We start from the raw sequence: 15,239 nt of genomic DNA on the forward strand, positions 1-15,239 counted from the left end.
CACCTGTCTTTAATACAATCAACCTCTATTCTGTAGCATTACGAAATAATATTTCATCTTCTTGCCAATTATTGAAAAATACAACAACATTATGCTAAAAAAACAAGCATAATCAACCATAATTATTACAAAATACAGGCATTATAGCCTTTGGTTTCAATGGTTTTAATAATTATATTTGCCACCGTTATTAAAATTTACAATGAGAGAAATCCAATTTAGAGAAGCACTACGCGAAGCCATGCAAGAAGAAATGCGTAAAGATGACCGCGTTTTTTTATTAGGTGAAGAAGTAGCAGAATATAACGGTGCATACAAAGTAAGTCAGGGTATGCTTGATGAATTTGGTGCTAAACGTATTATTGATACCCCAATTGCCGAATTAGGTTTCGCTGGGATTGCAACTGGTGCAGCAACAGCTGGCCTTATTCCAATTGTAGAGTTTATGACATTTAACTTCTCATTGGTAGCAATCGACCAAATCATCAACGGCGCTGCAAAAATTTTATCAATGAGTGGTGGTCAGTTCTCATGCCCTATGGTATTCCGCGGACCAACAGGTAACGCTGGTCAATTAGGTGCCCAACACTCACAAAACTTCGAAAACTGGTTTGCTAATACTCCAGGTTTAAAAGTAGTTGTTCCATCAACTCCTTACGAGGCTAAAGGTTTATTAAAGCAAGCTATTATCGATCCGGATCCAGTTATTTTCATGGAATCGGAAGTAATGTATGGCGATAAAGGCGATGTTCCTGCAGAAGAATATTACATTGAATTTGGTAAAGCAAACGTAACTAAACAAGGTACTGATGTAACTATTGTAACTTTCGGTAAAATGTTAACTCGCGTGGTAAATCCAGCGGTTGAAGAATTAACCAAAGAGGGAATCAACGTAGAAGTTATTGATTTACGTACTGTTCGTCCTATCGATTACGATACAATTATCGAGTCTGTTAAGAAAACAAACCGTTTAGTTGTTGTAGAAGAAGCTTGGCCTTTAGCATCGCTTTCAGGTGAAATTGCTTTCATGGTACAGAAAAAAGCTTTCGATTACTTAGACGCTCCGGTTTTACGTATCACTTGTGCAGATGTTCCACTTCCATATTCACCAACTTTAATTGCTGCCAGCTTACCAAACGCAGAAAAAGTAATTAAAGCGGTTAAAGATGTAATGTACGCTACAAAATAAACCAATAGGTTTTACAAAATACAAATCCTTTAAGCAATGCTTAGGGGATTTTTTTTGCCTTTTTGTCGCATATCAATCATTTGCCACGTTTACCTTAATAAAACTAATCTGATGAAGAAACTACTATTATTGCTCGTAATCTGTACAGCTCTTTCCTGTAAAAAAGATGCCGATAAAACCCTAATTAACACAAACTGGGTAATAGAATCGACTACAGTTACACCAGCCATGACAAGTGGTGGTAAAACAAGTACCAATTATCTAGAATTAATGGGGCCAAGTAGTTGTGATGCAACATGGATACTTTCCTTTGCGAAAGATGGCACTTTTACTGCTGGCGCTAATGGAGCATTATGTGATCTCTTTGTTGATAAAAGCATTAAAACATGGAAAAAAAATGGCGATCAGATATTTCTATCTACAGACCCAAATTTTCCATTTATCCTTAAGAATGGTAAGCTTACACAAACCAAAACTATTTCCTCACAAAACGGTATAGTTTATACTTTTGTTTACGTTTATATAAGCAAATTAATGTAACCATGCATTAGGTCTTTGTTATTTTTAGCTATAGCAATAACTTCAATATCATCCTTTAAATTAGAAGCTATGAAAAAATTAATATTACTTGCAATTACTATCATTTTGTTTGGATGCAAAAAGAAAGACAAGGAAGCAGATCAAATAACTAAGCAAAAGTGGGTGTTAGAAACCGCAACAGTTACACCGGGGTTTAATATTAATGGAAAACTTATAACAGATTACAAAAGTATAGAGGGGGTTAATGGTTGTTTGTCTAACAACTATACATTAACTTTTCTTGCAAATGGAACTTATCAAATCTCCTCTACTGGTTTGTTATGCGATATGCTACCAAATAGTCCTGAACAAAGGTGGAAAAGATCGGGTTCACAAATAATTTTAACTCGAAAATCTGCTCCAGAAATATTTTGTAACCTAAATGGAAATACCTTAAATTATACAATAGTTAATACACCGGGAGTAGCTTACTACTCTGTTTTATATTCTTTTAAAGCACAATAATTTTGAAAATTTTAATGGTTTGCTTAGGTAATATTTGTCGATCGCCATTGGCAGAAGGCATTATGCGCCACTTATCTGATGAGCAAAACCTAAATTGGGAGATTGCTTCGGCGGGTACAGGAAACTGGCATATTGGAAGTGCTCCAGACCATAGAAGTATCGCTGCAGCTAAATCCTTCGGGTACGATATTAGTAAACAAAAAGCACAGCAATTTAACCACGCTATGTTTGCAGAATACGATTTGATTTTGGTAATGGATAAGAACAATTTAAAGGATGTTCTTAGTTTAGCAAAAACGCAAGAAGAGTGTAAAAAGGTTAAACTTTTTTTAGATAACGACGAAGTTACAGACCCATATTGGGATAATAGCCTTTTCAGCACGGTTTGCCGACAAGTTGAAGAAAGATGTAAAGAAATTATCAAACAACTTTCTTAATTTAGTTTGCAGTTTAACTGTATTCAAATCTCTAACCATTTATAATTATGAAAAAGATTCTTTCGTTTTGCTTCTTAATCTGTGCTGTAATTTTCCTTCAGAGCTACATTTCAGCTAAAAAAATACCTAGGATTTTAGTGTTTTCCAAAACGAAAGGATTTCGTCATGCATCTATTGGGGCTGGAAAAACCGCTATTCAGAAGTTAGGTGTGGAACATAATTTCTCTGTTGATACCACAGAAAATGCAGCGCTGTTTACCGAAGCTAATCTGAAAAATTATGCTGCAGTTATTTTTTTAAGTACAACAGGTGATGTTTTAGATAACGCAGAACAAGCGGCATTTGAACGTTATATTCAGGCAGGCGGAGGTTATGTTGGCGTTCATGCAGCAACAGATACAGAATACGATTGGCCTTGGTATGGAAAGCTTGCAGGTGCTTATTTTACAAGCCATCCCGCACAACAAGAAGCCAGATTTGTAATAAAAGACAGGAAACATCCATCAACAAAGTTTATGACAGATTCAATCTGGATGCACCGGGATGAGTTATACAACTTTAAAGATATTAATCCGCATATTAAGGTGTTAATTACAATTGATGAATCTTCTTACAAAGGTGGTACCAATGGAAAGTTTCATCCTTTTAGCTGGTATCACAACTTCGATGGCGGAAGATCGTTCTACACCTCAATGGGGCATACAGATGAAGCCTGGAAAGATGATAAGTTTTTAAAACATTTATATGGTGGGATTGAATACGCCATTGGTGGGCAAAAGAAACTCGATTATTCTAAAGCACGCACTAAATTGCCTTAATAACATGTTCAAGAGCAAAATAATCCAAAAAGTTTATCTTGGATTATTTTGATTAATGTCATTCAAATTTTAATAAAATAGTTGTGAAAGTACGTTTGTTGCCGATGGGGCTGCTGGTTTTAAAGAACTGAACTTCGTTAATTGAGCAACTGTTAAAGCAGTACCTAATTTTGATTTTAAACCTGAAAAAAGTTTTCCAAATTTACTTTGATAAGCGGCTGGGTCAGTTTTTTGTGTGGTCATAATTGTGGCTTTTTGAACTAAAAAGTCTTTAACAGCCGATGTAACAGTAGGTTTTTGAGCCGCTGTTAAATTTAAGCTAGGTGTTAATTTACCCATGATGCCAGATGTTAATGTGTTGACATCAAAGCCTGCAGACGATGCAATAGCTGTTGCTTTACTTAAAATGCTTTGTGCATTTGACGCAAAATTTAACCCAATTACCAGGGCAGATAGAATTATCAATTTCTTCATTTTGTAATCATTTTAAACGAAGATAATAGATTTACACCTTTTAAGAATGAATATTTTATTATGATTTTATTTTTCTTTCATTAACCAGGTATATGAAATTAAGCATGCAAAATGAGGCAATGGCTCCGAAAGTATGCCATAAAAAGTGCGTGCCAATTGATAATATTCCCCATTTATCTGCTATGCGAAAGGTTAAGGCAAATACAAACGATATTAAAGCAAACCCTACCCATTTGCCATTCTTCCAGTCTGTTTTAATTAAATAGCCAAAAACAGGAAAAAGAACTAACGCAGCCATTAAAGCGTAATTAATATTTATAAATATCTGAAAATCACCACCGGTAAATTGTCCTCTTAAAAAAAACTGAAACATAGTATAAATGAATACAATGGTAACGGCAAAGTACCACTTAGTAATTTTTGCAAGAAAATAAACACCTGCTGAAAGACAGAGCAACATAATTGGCACCCAGTCCATCATAATAAAAATTGGCCATCGCCTAAAACCATGGTAAGTTGTTCCGCCAATTCCACCGATGTAGAGCAGCGCTAAAGCGAGGCTTAAAAATTGATGTTGTTTAAAATTCCCCCAAAGTTTGAAGGTAAAGAAAACTGCAATTACCAAAAAGAAGCAGCTTGTAATTGTATTTAAGGGTTCAGGAAATAATTGAGTGAGGTTTGTTTCGGTGTACATTGTACCACCATCAGGGGGATTTTGAATAAAAGCGCTCATAATTTTACAGCGTATGATGTATTTTAATATTTGCAATCTGCATTTATAAAATCAATATTTTGGTCTTTTTGATTGGTATTTTAAGTAAAAAAAATGCGACTATAATTTAATTGGATGCTAACATAAATATTCATCATTTAAATGTGTTTGTTTTTAAAGCATAAGACTGTTTAAGTATAGCCGCTATAGCTAAGCGTTGTAGGTATAAAAAAAAAATGACAAACTTTTTTTTAATTGATCGTGTTGAATTAATACATCGAAACTATTATAAAAAAAACATGAAAACTACAATAGCAACAGCAGAGGTATTAAATGACCTAGTTCAAATTAATAACGACCGTATAGAAGGTTATGAAAAAGCTCGTCAGGAATTAAAAGATGGCGATGCAGATTTAAAATCTTTATTCTTAAATATGATTGAAGAAAGTCAGAAATATAGAATGGCTTTAGCAACTGAAATTGCAGCTTCAGGTGAAGATATTGAAACCGGAACAACAACATCAGGAAAGATTTACAGAGGCTGGATGGACGTTAAGGCATTATTTACTGGTCACGACCGCCAAACAGTTTTAAATAACTGCGAATTTGGAGAAGATGCAGCTCAAAATGCTTATAAAATGGCCCTTGAAGATGAGGATTTACCATCAAATATCAGAGAATTAATTTCTGATCAAAAAGCATCATTAAGAATAGCGCACGATGAGATTAAGAGATTACGCGATTCTCAAGCGTAAAATTTAGCTTTAGTTAACATAGAAAATCCTTTGCAGAAAAATTATTTGCAAGGGATTTTTTATTTTTTTTGAGGAAAAGAAGATTTTTTTCTATCATTGCATCCCCATTAAAAGCCTCCTTAGCTCAGCTGGTAGAGCAACTGACTTGTAATCAGTAGGTCATTGGTTCGATTCCGATAGGAGGCTCTTCTTAATTTCTAGCTATTAGAATTTAAGATTTTATATTGTATTCCAAATATACAAATCTCCAAAGCGTTTGCTCTTCATTACATATCGTAAATCCAAAATCGTAAATTTGCTTCATGCTAAAATATTTTTCAGCCAATTGGATTTTTCCAGTAAATACTAATCCAATAAAAAACGGAATAGTTGCAGTTCATCCAAATGGAGAAATAGCAGACATTTTAACCGCAGAGCAAGCTCTTAGTCGTAATGTTGAGTTTGAGAAATATGCAGGGGTAATTGTTCCGGGATTTATTAATACCCATTGTCATCTCGAATTATCGTATATGTTAGGTAAAATCCCAAAACATACAGGTTTAGTAGAATTTGTACAAAGCATTATTAAAAGCAGACACACCGATATTGTGCAGGATAAATTGGCCATGCAGGAAGCCGACAAAATGATGTTTGATAATGGAATTATTGCCGTTGGTGATATTTCCAATCAAATAGCTTCTAAGACTATCAAAGCAAATAGCAAACTGTATTACCACACTTTTGTTGAGGTAATGGGGTTTAATCCAGATCGTGCAAGTGCAATAATGGATAGTGCTAACTGCATAAAGAAGGAGTTTTTACCTTTAGCAGCCAGCATTGTCCCTCATGCGCCTTATTCTGTTTCTTCTGAACTTTTTAACCTAATTAATGAAGAAGCAGAACAGCACAATACTTTTATTACAGTTCATAATCAGGAAACTCAGAACGAAAATTCTTTCTTTAAAGACAAAACAGGAGGCTTTTTAGAACTCTATAAATTTTTAGGTTTGGACATTTCATTTTTTCAACCATCAGGAAAAACTTCTCTGCAAAGCTGGCTCCCATACATAAAAAAGCAAAAAACACTATTAGTTCATAATACCGTTTCTAGTAAGGCAGATATAAAATTCGCCAGGCAAAAACATGCTAATTTATATTGGTGCCTTTGCCCCCAGGCAAATTTATATATCGAAAATTCTTTGCCTGATGTAGATTTATTTATCGACGAAAACGTTAAAGTAACTTTAGGAACCGATAGTTTAGCAAGTAATCAGCAGCTAAATATTTTATCAGAGATGAAAACTTTGCAAGAGCAAAAGCATGTCGATTTTGAAAAACTTTTACAATGGGCAACCATTAACGGAGCCGAATTTTTAGGATTAGAGAAGAAAATTGGAACGATAGAAAAAGGTAAAAGTCCAGGCTTAAATCTTATTCAGTTATCAGAAGATTTTATAATTGAGGATGACGGGGTGATTAAACTAATTTAAATTTATGAATCCAATCTGTAATCTTTTCAATATAAAATATCCAATTATACAGGCTGGAATGGTTTGGTGTAGTGGCTGGAAATTAGCCTCTGCAGTTTCTAATGCTGGCGGTTTAGGTATAATTGGTGCAGGCTCTATGTATCCTGAAGTTTTAAGGGAACATATTCGGAAATGCAAAATTGCAACAGATAAGCCTTTTGGTGTTAACATTCCACTCTTGTATCCAAATATTGAAGAAATTATAAATGTTGTTATTGAAGAAGATGTAAAAATTATTTTCTCTTCGGCAGGAAATCCGGCAACCTGGACGAGCATTTTAAAAGAAAAAGGAATTACAGTTGTTCATGTTATTGCGAACTCAAAGTTTGCTTTGAAAGCAGAAAAGGCTGGTGTGGATGCAATCGTTGCTGAAGGATTTGAAGCAGGCGGACATAATGGACGGGAGGAAACGACAACCATGTGTTTAATTCCAATGATAAAAGAAGTTATTCAAATTCCAATTATTGCCGCCGGCGGAATAGCAAGTGGAAAATCGATGTTAGCTGCATTTGCATTAGGTGCTGATGCGGTTCAAATAGGCTCTGCTTTTGCTGTTGCAGAAGAGTCGTCTGCTCATCCTTTATTTAAGGATAAAATTATTTCATCTGTGGAGGGCGACACCAAATTATCAATGAAAAAATTAGTTCCGGTAAGGCTATTAAAAAATAAATTTGCTGATATTGTTGAACAAGCGGAAGCCGAAGGCGCAAGCCAAAACCAGCTTACAGAACTTTTGGGCAGAGCGAGAGCAAAATTAGGTATGTTTGAGGGAGATGTAGAAAAAGGCGAACTCGAAATTGGCCAGGTATCAGCTATGCTTAAAGAAATTAAACCCGCAGCGCAGATTTTAACTGAGATTTGGCAAGAATTTATCGATGCGAAAGATAGCTTATCTCGTTTAACCATGTAATTAATTTATGAATACCAAAATATTAATGATTGCCAGTTGTATTCTTTTCGCTATAATGGGTGTCACTTGTTCTTTTCTCCCGGCTGAGATTTTAACTTTTTTAAAATTGGGAAACCCAGAAGCTTTGGTGCTTATTGTTCAAGTATTGGGTGCTCTTAATTTTGGTTTCGCTATTTTAAACTGGACAGCCAAAGCGAATCTTATTGGTGGTATATATAGTAAACCAGTTTCACTCGGGAATTCTATGCATTTTTTTATGGTTTTTATAATCCTGATTAAATACTTTTTAAAACACACGGAATTTACCATGATGATAATTCCAATCGCTATTTATGGATTTTTCGCTATAGCCTTTGGTTTAGTTTCTTTTGGGCAACATGAGTTTAAAAAAGGCTCAACATAAATCAAAAGAATTAACTTTGCAGAATTATGAAACACTTTAATATTACGATCACCGGTAAAGTTCAAGGCGTTGGTTTTAGGGAAACTTCAAAAATAATTGCCAACCAAATGACCGTTAATGGTTTCGTTAGAAATGAAAAGGATGGTTCGGTTTACATTGAAGCTGAAGCTGAAGATATTTTTCTTGAAGAATTTGTAAACTGGTGCCATGAAGGGCCAGATCGTTCTCGCATAGAAAAAGTTGTGGTTACGGAAGGTGAACTGAAAAACTATCGTAATTTTGAAATCTATAAAAAGTAGCAAGTATTTGGTGTCAAGTAGCAAGACCGTGATGGTGAGCTCAAAATCTTGATACCTGATACTTTCATCCTGATACTAATTAAATGTCTGTATATAAAAAATTTCTTGGGCAAACAATGGTTTACGGGATAAGTACCGTTTTTTCAAGATTGTTCAATTTTATTCTAACACCGATTTACACAGCGGTTTATAAAAAAGGTGTTTATGGCATTTTTACAAATATGTATGCCAACGCATCTTTAATTAATGCAGTTTTGGCCTTTGGAATGGAAAGTACCTATTTTAGGTATTTAAATAAATTTGAAGATAAAAAGCAGCAGGTTTACAACAATTCATTTTTGTGCATTGGCTTTATTTCTACGCTATTCTTAATTACTGGTCTAATCTTTTCTTCTTCAATAGCAGGATATTTGGCTACCAAAAGCAGCGAACTATCAGATTACAAACAGTACGTGAGCTTTTTTTTATGGATTTTATTTGTTGATGCAATTTGCGTTATCCCTTTTGCAAAACTTCGAGCAGATGGAAGGCCATTTAAATACAGCGTTGCTAAATTTTTAAATATCGGCTGCTTTGTTGGTTTTAATTTAATCTTTCTTTATTTAGTTCCTGCCATAATTAAACACAATTGGCTTGGTGCAGAATGGTTTGCTTCATGGTACAGGCATCAATGGATTGGATATGTTTTCGTAGCAAATCTTATTGCCTCGATTGCTACATTTATTTATTTACTTCCGGAATTTTTAAAACTTCAATTGCGTTTTGATGGTAAACTTTTCGAAAATATGTTCTCTTACAGTTGGCCAATTTTAGTTGCAAACCTATCTTTTATTGTAAACGAGAATTTGGATAAAATTGTGCTTCAGAAGTTACTACCCCCAGAAATTGCCGATGGCGAGGTTGGTATATATGGGGCGGTATGTAAAATCGCTATTTTTCTAAGTATATTTATCACAGCTTTCAGGCTTGGCGCAGAACCTTTCTTTTTTAGCCACGCTAAAGAAGCCAATGCAAGGAATACTTACGCAACCATTTTAAAATATTTCGTAATTGCATTATCCGTTCTTTTTGTTGGTATTATTGCTAACATCGAAGTATTAAAATTCTTTATTCGGAAGGAAGAATATTGGGTTGGTTTACCAGCCGTTCCTTACTTGTTATTGGGCTATGTTTGCCTTGGGATTTACATGAATTTATCAATTTGGTATCGCCTTTCAGATCAAACTCGTTTTGGATTATATATCTCTTTGGCCGGCGCTGTAATCACCATCGTTTTAAATGTTGTATTAATTCCTAAGTACAGTTATATGGGCTCTGCTTGGGTAAGTATGCTGGCTTATTTTGTTATGATGGTTTTGTCGTATATCTTAGGCCAAAAATACTATCCAATTCCATATAATCTAAAAAAGATACTGGCTTATTTGATCGTTTCAACCATAATTGTTTTCTCTTCGTTTTTTATCTTTAACAGAAATATTTACATAGGTAATGCAATGTTAATTGCTTTTGTTGCAGCTATAGCTTATTTTGAGAAAAACGATTTGATGAAAATACTAAAGCGATAATTTTTAATCAGTCACTCATATAATTCATTTATTCAGTATAAAATGGAAATAAAAATCATCAATAAGTCTGCGCATCCATTGCCACAATACGAAACTGCTCACGCTGCGGGTATGGATTTGAGGGCATCAATAAGTGAGGAAATTGTTCTTAAACCTTTCCAACGCCTGTTAATACCAACGGGTTTATTTATCGAATTGCCTATCGGCTTTGAGGCACAGATTAGACCGAGAAGTGGCTTGGCTTATAAACATGGAATTAGCATTGTAAATGCACCAGGAACTATAGATGCAGATTATCGGGGAGAATTAAAGGTTTTATTAATAAATTTATCAGATACTGATTTTAAAATCGTTAACGGAGATAGAATAGCGCAAATGGTTGTTGCTAAACATGAAACCGTTATCTGGCAAGCCGTTGAAGAATTAGGAGAAACACAAAGAGGCGAGGGTGGTTACGGGCATACAGGCAAAGCTTAATAATTGAGTTTTTGAATGATTGAATGTTTTGCATTTCGCAAATACACTCATTTTAATTCTCTTTCATTCAATCATTAAAAATATGATCAAAGGTTGTTTATTTCTCGCAGTAAGCTTTCTGAGCGTTCAAGCTTTCGGACAAGTTAAGCCTATTCCAGATCTTAGTCGCGATAGTAACATCGTGAAGCAGCTGTTTTTTGCGGCCTTGAGAGAAAAAATGTTTGAGAATTATGCCGTTGCTTCAACGAATTTTACCAAAATTGTTAGTCTGGATCCAAATAATCATGCGGCTTATTTTGAATTGGCAAACGCAAATTTTCGTCTAGATAAATTAACAGAAGCAGAGCAAAATATAAAGCAAGCAATAAAATTAAGCCCTGATAATAAATGGTATTTGCGTTTACAAGGCGAAATCTATAAACGCACAAATAAAATACCAGAACTTATACTTGTTTTAAACCAACTTATTCGTGTTGAGCCAGATAAAGATTCCTATTATTTCGATAAAGCTAATGCTCAGGTTATTTTAAATCAGCCTGATGAGGCTAAAAAGACCTATGAACAAATTCGGGAAAAATTTGGCGAATCTAGGGAATTAACTATCGCCATGAGCCGTTTTCAAACTAAGGGGAATGCCACTGAAAGTGATATAGTTAAGCTTTTGGAAGGAAATCAAGCCGATGTTAAAAATTATTTATATGCTGCAGGATTACTTTTGCAAAAAAATAATGAAGCTGAAGCATTAAAAGTTTTACTCAAAGCGCATCAGCTGGAGCCAAATAACTTCGAAGTTAATTTAGGTTTGGCAGATGTTTACCGTAAGCAAAAAAATGACGGAGCTGCTTTCGAATCACTTAAACTTGCTTTTGATAGTAGCGAAATGCCATTAACGGAAAAGGTAAAAATTATAGCTGCATTATTTCCAAAAATCGACCAGCCGATTGTAGCTAAAAATATTACAGATTTGAGTAAAAGCATTGCAGAAAAAAATCCGGATGACGCAAAGGCTTTAGCATTATATGGTGATGTTTTGTATCAGCAAAACAAGTTAAAAGAAGCGTTGGTTAAATATCTGGCGGCACTAAAGTTAAACGAACAGGTTTATGCAGTTTGGGAACAGGTAATTAATATTCAAACGCTTTTAGGGCATTACCAAGATGCGGTAAAAGTAGGCGATGAGGCACTAACACTTTACCCAAATCAAGCAGGATTATATTACTATATGGCTTATGCATTGTTTAAAACGGGTAAATATGACAGCGCTCAAAGCAATTTAAAAAATGCGCTTCAGCTGGATGTGGATAATAAAAGCCTTCAGGCTCAGGTTTATGCGTTACAAGGAGATATTTATATTAATCAAAATAATTTTTCTTTAGCGAAGTCAGCTTTTGAAAAGGCAATAGCAACAGAGCCCGATAATTACCTTATCATGAATAATTATGCCTATTACCTGGCTTTAAAGAATGATGATTTAGTAAAAGCAGCAAAATATGCGGAGACGGCTGCCAATGCAATGCCAGATAATTCCTCGGTTACCGATACCTATGCCTTCATTTTGTTTAAGCAACAAAAGTACGACTTAGCAAAAATGTGGATTGAAAAGGCTTTGCAAAACAATAACAATAAGAATGGTGTTTATTTGGAGCGCTACGGCGATATTCTCTTCATGAAAGGTGAAAAAGAGGTTGCGGTAATCCAATGGCAAAAAGCAAAAGAGGCCGGAAATGGCTCAGAATTATTAAATAAAAAGATAAATGAAAAAAAATATTTTAAATAGCCTGTTTATTCTAGGGGTGATAATTTTTGTTTCGGCTTGTAAGCCAAAAAAAGAAATTGTTGTTGCACCACCAAAAGCAGAAACTAAAGTTGATAATACTAAAGCAGAAGCGCTTACTCTACTTAACAGTAAACAGCTAAAATTTAATACACTCTCTTTAAAAGCTAAGGCTACGCTTGATATAGACGGAAATTCTAATGATGTTACAATGAATTTTCGTATGAAAGATAAAGAAACCATTTGGGTAAGTATTACCGCATTAGGTGGTTTAGCAGAAGTAGCGAGAGCTTTAATCACGCCCGATAGCATTAAAATCCAAAATAAGCTAAAAAGTGAATACCTGAAAAAACCTTTTAGCTACATTTATAATTTCACAAACAAACAAGTTAACTTTAATACCCTTCAGTCAGTTTTAACGGGGAATGCAATGGGCGAATTTTTAGCAAATGATTCTAATATAGCCCAGGAAAATGGGGTTTGGGTAGTATCTGGCTCAAAGGCAAATTTAGATTATAAATTACTTTTCAATACGCTGTTTAAAGTTTCAGAAACTAATCTAAATGATGCAAAAAATGGGCAGGCGCTAAAAGTTGCGTATGATGATTATCAAAAATTAAACGAGTTTTTATTCCCGGGAGCATTAAAAATCAATACACTTTCTGGTGCTAAAAAAATAAATATAGATTTGCAGTATGTTAAAATCGATGGCAATGTTCCGGTAGATTTTCCGTTTACAGTACCAAAGAGATACACGTTGGTGGATAAGTAACTAGTTTATAAATTCTACACTTTCGTATTTGTTATAATAATTGTGTTTTAAGCTTAGCATGAAGTTTTTGTGAATAAGGATCGCGTGCAGGCTTTTATCCAATCTGTATCTCAATTTTAATGTATTTTACTGTAAAATTTTTATACTTTTGGCTTAATGAAGCTCCATAAACTCCTATTTATCCTAGTTTTTTTTGTGTTTGCGTATTCTGCTTCGGCTCAAACTGCTAATGAACTCAGAAGAAAAAAAGAAGCAATTGAACGTGATATTGAACAACTTCAAAAAAGCTTAAGAAAAACGGCAAGTGGTAAAAAACTTACTTTACAGCAAATTAATGGTATAAATGCACAAATTCGTTTGCGTCAGGATAAGATAGGTACTATCAATTCTGAAATTAAAAATCTCGATAGCCAAATCTCTCAGAACACAAATACCGTACATACATTACAAGGTCAGTTAGGTGATCTTAAAAAAGAATATGCAGGCATGATTCGTTTTGCTCAGCGAAACAGGAACTCATACGATAAGATGATGTTTATTTTTGCTGCAAAGGATTTTAATCAGGCTTACAAAAGAATAAAATATTTACAACAATTTAGTCAATACCGTAAAAAACAAGCAGGTTATATAGAAAATACCCAGCAAGATTTGAACGGTAAAATCAAAGTTTTGGATAAAACATTGAGAGAGAAAGGTGATTTGTTAAAAGAACAAGAGCGTGAAAGAGAGCGTTTAGCTAAAGATAAAAGCCAGCAGTCTGCTGTTTTAAATAACTTGAGTAAACAAGAAAAAACTTTTAAGCAGGATATTGCTTCAAAGAAAAAACAACAAGCACAGATAGATAGAGCTATTAGAGCGGCCATTCAGCGGGCTATTGAAGAAGCGAGAAGAAAAGCTGCTGAGGAAGCACGTTTAGCAGCAGCAAGAGAGGCAGCGGCAAGGGCTGCTGCAGTAGCTAAAGCAAAAGCCGAAAACAAGCCTGTTCCTGTTGCACCACCTGCTGCTAAAGCTAAAACGAGCGGTGAGGCACTTACAGCCACACCAGAATCCGCAAAGCTATCAGAAGGTTTTGAAAATAATAGAGGAAGATTACCTTGGCCAGTTGCTTCAGGGCAGATTACTGAAAGATTTGGGGTACATAAAGTAGATCAGGCAACATACTCAAACGATGGTGTTGATATTACAACGTCTGAAGGCGCAACCGTAAGGGCTGTATTTGGTGGAAAAGTTGCAGCAGTGCAGAATTACCTTGGTAAAAATCTTGTTTTGATTAATCATGGGGAATACTTTACTGTTTATCAAAATCTGAGGTCGGTAAGTGTTAGTGTTGGTAGTACAGTAGATACAAAACAAGCAATTGGAACCGTTGCAAATACAGATGGTGTTCCGTTACTTAATTTCCAGATTAGAAGGGTTTCTACACCATTAAACCCCGAGGCTTGGATTAGTAAATAATATTAGGAAATTAAATGTTTATATTTGTATAAAATAGATTAGTGATGTATCAAGGCACGTTATTAGAGTTTTTAAACATGGGTGGATCGGAGATCGTACTCATTTTAGGGGTAGTTCTATTGTTATTTGGAGGTAAAAAATTACCTGAATTAGCAAGGGGCTTAGGAAAAGGAATCAGAGAATTTAAAGATGCCTCTGATGGTGTGAAGCGTGAAATTCATAGAAACATAAATGCTATGGATTTGGATAAAGAAGAAGCAGAACAAACAGTCGCAAATAATAATAACGAACGTCATCATCCTACTGAGAGTACTTTTACAGAAACTGCAACTCCTCCTGTAGCGCATGAAGGTTCGGATGTCCCTTATCCACAAAGCACTCCCATCGACGAAAAAATTGTAACTGACAGTCAAAAAGTTTAAACAAAAAAGTTATGTTAAATACAACAATAGCAGCAATGCTTGGTACGCCAGAAATTATCATTATCGCGGTAGTGGTATTGTTATTATTCGGTGGTAAAAAAATTCCTGAACTTATGCGTGGCTTAGGTAAGGGTGTTAAAGAATTTAAAGATGGTAAAGACGGTACTGACGGAGAACAAGTTGATCCCTCTAACCGCGATAAAACCGTTTAATACAATATTTTAG

General features: G+C 34.8%; 19 protein-coding genes and 1 tRNA gene. 18 read left to right on the forward strand and 2 right to left on the reverse strand.

Going from position 1 to position 15,239, the window contains the following annotated elements; genetic code table 11:
- Nucleotides 1-202 precede the first annotated feature (202 nt).
- From ACFOUY_RS20910 to ACFOUY_RS20930, 5 genes are all read left to right on the forward strand, one after another.
- Nucleotides 203-1,189, forward strand: coding sequence for a pyruvate dehydrogenase complex E1 component subunit beta (locus ACFOUY_RS20910; RefSeq protein WP_378963237.1), 987 nt, complete (start codon nt 203-205; stop codon nt 1,187-1,189).
- A 111-nt stretch (nt 1,190-1,300) separates the two neighbouring features.
- A complete protein-coding gene (locus ACFOUY_RS20915; protein WP_378963238.1) occupies nt 1,301-1,729 on the forward strand; it encodes a hypothetical protein in 429 nt (142 codons plus the stop codon).
- Between the two features lie 69 nt (nt 1,730-1,798).
- Nucleotides 1,799-2,233, forward strand: coding sequence for a hypothetical protein (locus ACFOUY_RS20920; protein ID WP_378963239.1), 435 nt, complete (start codon nt 1,799-1,801; stop codon nt 2,231-2,233).
- Between the two features lie 2 nt (nt 2,234-2,235).
- Nucleotides 2,236-2,670: a low molecular weight protein-tyrosine-phosphatase gene (locus tag ACFOUY_RS20925; protein ID WP_378963241.1), complete on the forward strand. Its 435-nt coding sequence runs from the start codon at nt 2,236-2,238 to the stop codon at nt 2,668-2,670.
- Nucleotides 2,671-2,717: 47 nt separating this feature from the next.
- Complete coding sequence (locus ACFOUY_RS20930) at nt 2,718-3,488, forward strand: ThuA domain-containing protein (RefSeq protein WP_378963242.1); 771 nt, start codon at nt 2,718-2,720, stop codon at nt 3,486-3,488.
- Between the two features lie 69 nt (nt 3,489-3,557).
- On the opposite strand, the gene ACFOUY_RS20935 is transcribed toward ACFOUY_RS20930, so the two are convergent.
- Nucleotides 3,558-3,962 (reverse strand): hypothetical protein, encoded by a 405-nt coding sequence (locus ACFOUY_RS20935; RefSeq protein ID WP_378963243.1) that lies wholly within the window; start codon nt 3,960-3,962, stop codon nt 3,558-3,560.
- A 58-nt stretch (nt 3,963-4,020) separates the two neighbouring features.
- Nucleotides 4,021-4,695: a hypothetical protein gene (locus ACFOUY_RS20940; RefSeq protein ID WP_378963244.1), complete on the reverse strand. Its 675-nt coding sequence runs from the start codon at nt 4,693-4,695 to the stop codon at nt 4,021-4,023.
- A gap of 278 nt (nt 4,696-4,973) precedes the next feature.
- Here ACFOUY_RS20940 and ACFOUY_RS20945 point away from each other — a divergent pair, with 278 nt between their 5' ends.
- The 13 genes from ACFOUY_RS20945 (at nt 4,974) to ACFOUY_RS21005 (ending at nt 15,226) form a co-directional block, all read left to right on the forward strand.
- Nucleotides 4,974-5,429: a PA2169 family four-helix-bundle protein gene (locus ACFOUY_RS20945; RefSeq protein WP_378963245.1), complete on the forward strand. Its 456-nt coding sequence runs from the start codon at nt 4,974-4,976 to the stop codon at nt 5,427-5,429.
- Between the two features lie 113 nt (nt 5,430-5,542).
- Nucleotides 5,543-5,615 (forward strand) — tRNA-Thr (locus ACFOUY_RS20950).
- 116 nt (nt 5,616-5,731) lie between these two features.
- Entirely contained in the window at nt 5,732-6,898 is a 1,167-nt protein-coding gene (locus ACFOUY_RS20955; RefSeq protein WP_378963246.1) for an amidohydrolase family protein, read from the forward strand.
- Between the two features lie 4 nt (nt 6,899-6,902).
- Nucleotides 6,903-7,847 (forward strand): NAD(P)H-dependent flavin oxidoreductase, encoded by a 945-nt coding sequence (locus tag ACFOUY_RS20960; RefSeq protein WP_378963247.1) that lies wholly within the window; start codon nt 6,903-6,905, stop codon nt 7,845-7,847.
- Nucleotides 7,848-7,854: 7 nt separating this feature from the next.
- Nucleotides 7,855-8,250, forward strand: coding sequence for a hypothetical protein (locus tag ACFOUY_RS20965; RefSeq protein ID WP_378963248.1), 396 nt, complete (start codon nt 7,855-7,857; stop codon nt 8,248-8,250).
- Nucleotides 8,251-8,276: 26 nt separating this feature from the next.
- Nucleotides 8,277-8,549 carry an acylphosphatase gene (locus tag ACFOUY_RS20970; protein WP_378963249.1) on the forward strand — a complete coding sequence of 91 codons (273 nt, stop codon included), beginning with the start codon at nt 8,277-8,279 and terminating at the stop codon, nt 8,547-8,549.
- Between the two features lie 83 nt (nt 8,550-8,632).
- Nucleotides 8,633-10,114 (forward strand): oligosaccharide flippase family protein, encoded by a 1,482-nt coding sequence (locus ACFOUY_RS20975; protein WP_378963250.1) that lies wholly within the window; start codon nt 8,633-8,635, stop codon nt 10,112-10,114.
- Between the two features lie 42 nt (nt 10,115-10,156).
- Nucleotides 10,157-10,591, forward strand: a complete 435-nt coding sequence (dut, locus tag ACFOUY_RS20980) for a dUTP diphosphatase (RefSeq protein WP_378963251.1) — start codon at nt 10,157-10,159, stop codon at nt 10,589-10,591.
- A gap of 82 nt (nt 10,592-10,673) precedes the next feature.
- The gene (locus ACFOUY_RS20985; protein ID WP_378963252.1) at nt 10,674-12,368 is read left to right on the forward strand and encodes a tetratricopeptide repeat protein; all 1,695 of its coding nucleotides are present in this window, start codon (nt 10,674-10,676) and stop codon (nt 12,366-12,368) included.
- Complete coding sequence (locus tag ACFOUY_RS20990; protein WP_378963253.1) at nt 12,346-13,137, forward strand: DUF4292 domain-containing protein; 792 nt, start codon at nt 12,346-12,348, stop codon at nt 13,135-13,137. Before ACFOUY_RS20985 ends, ACFOUY_RS20990 begins: the two co-directional genes overlap by 23 nt.
- 156 nt (nt 13,138-13,293) lie before the next feature.
- Nucleotides 13,294-14,592, forward strand: coding sequence for a murein hydrolase activator EnvC family protein (locus ACFOUY_RS20995; RefSeq protein WP_378963254.1), 1,299 nt, complete (start codon nt 13,294-13,296; stop codon nt 14,590-14,592).
- A gap of 44 nt (nt 14,593-14,636) precedes the next feature.
- Entirely contained in the window at nt 14,637-15,014 is a 378-nt protein-coding gene (gene tatA / locus ACFOUY_RS21000; protein WP_378963255.1) for a twin-arginine translocase TatA/TatE family subunit, read from the forward strand.
- 11 nt (nt 15,015-15,025) lie between these two features.
- The gene (locus tag ACFOUY_RS21005) at nt 15,026-15,226 is read left to right on the forward strand and encodes a Sec-independent protein translocase subunit TatA/TatB (protein ID WP_316755313.1); all 201 of its coding nucleotides are present in this window, start codon (nt 15,026-15,028) and stop codon (nt 15,224-15,226) included.
- Nucleotides 15,227-15,239 lie beyond the last annotated feature (13 nt).

Origin of the sequence: Pedobacter jamesrossensis (assembly GCF_042650905.1) — a bacterium.
GTDB lineage: Bacteria > Bacteroidota > Bacteroidia > Sphingobacteriales > Sphingobacteriaceae > Pedobacter > Pedobacter jamesrossensis.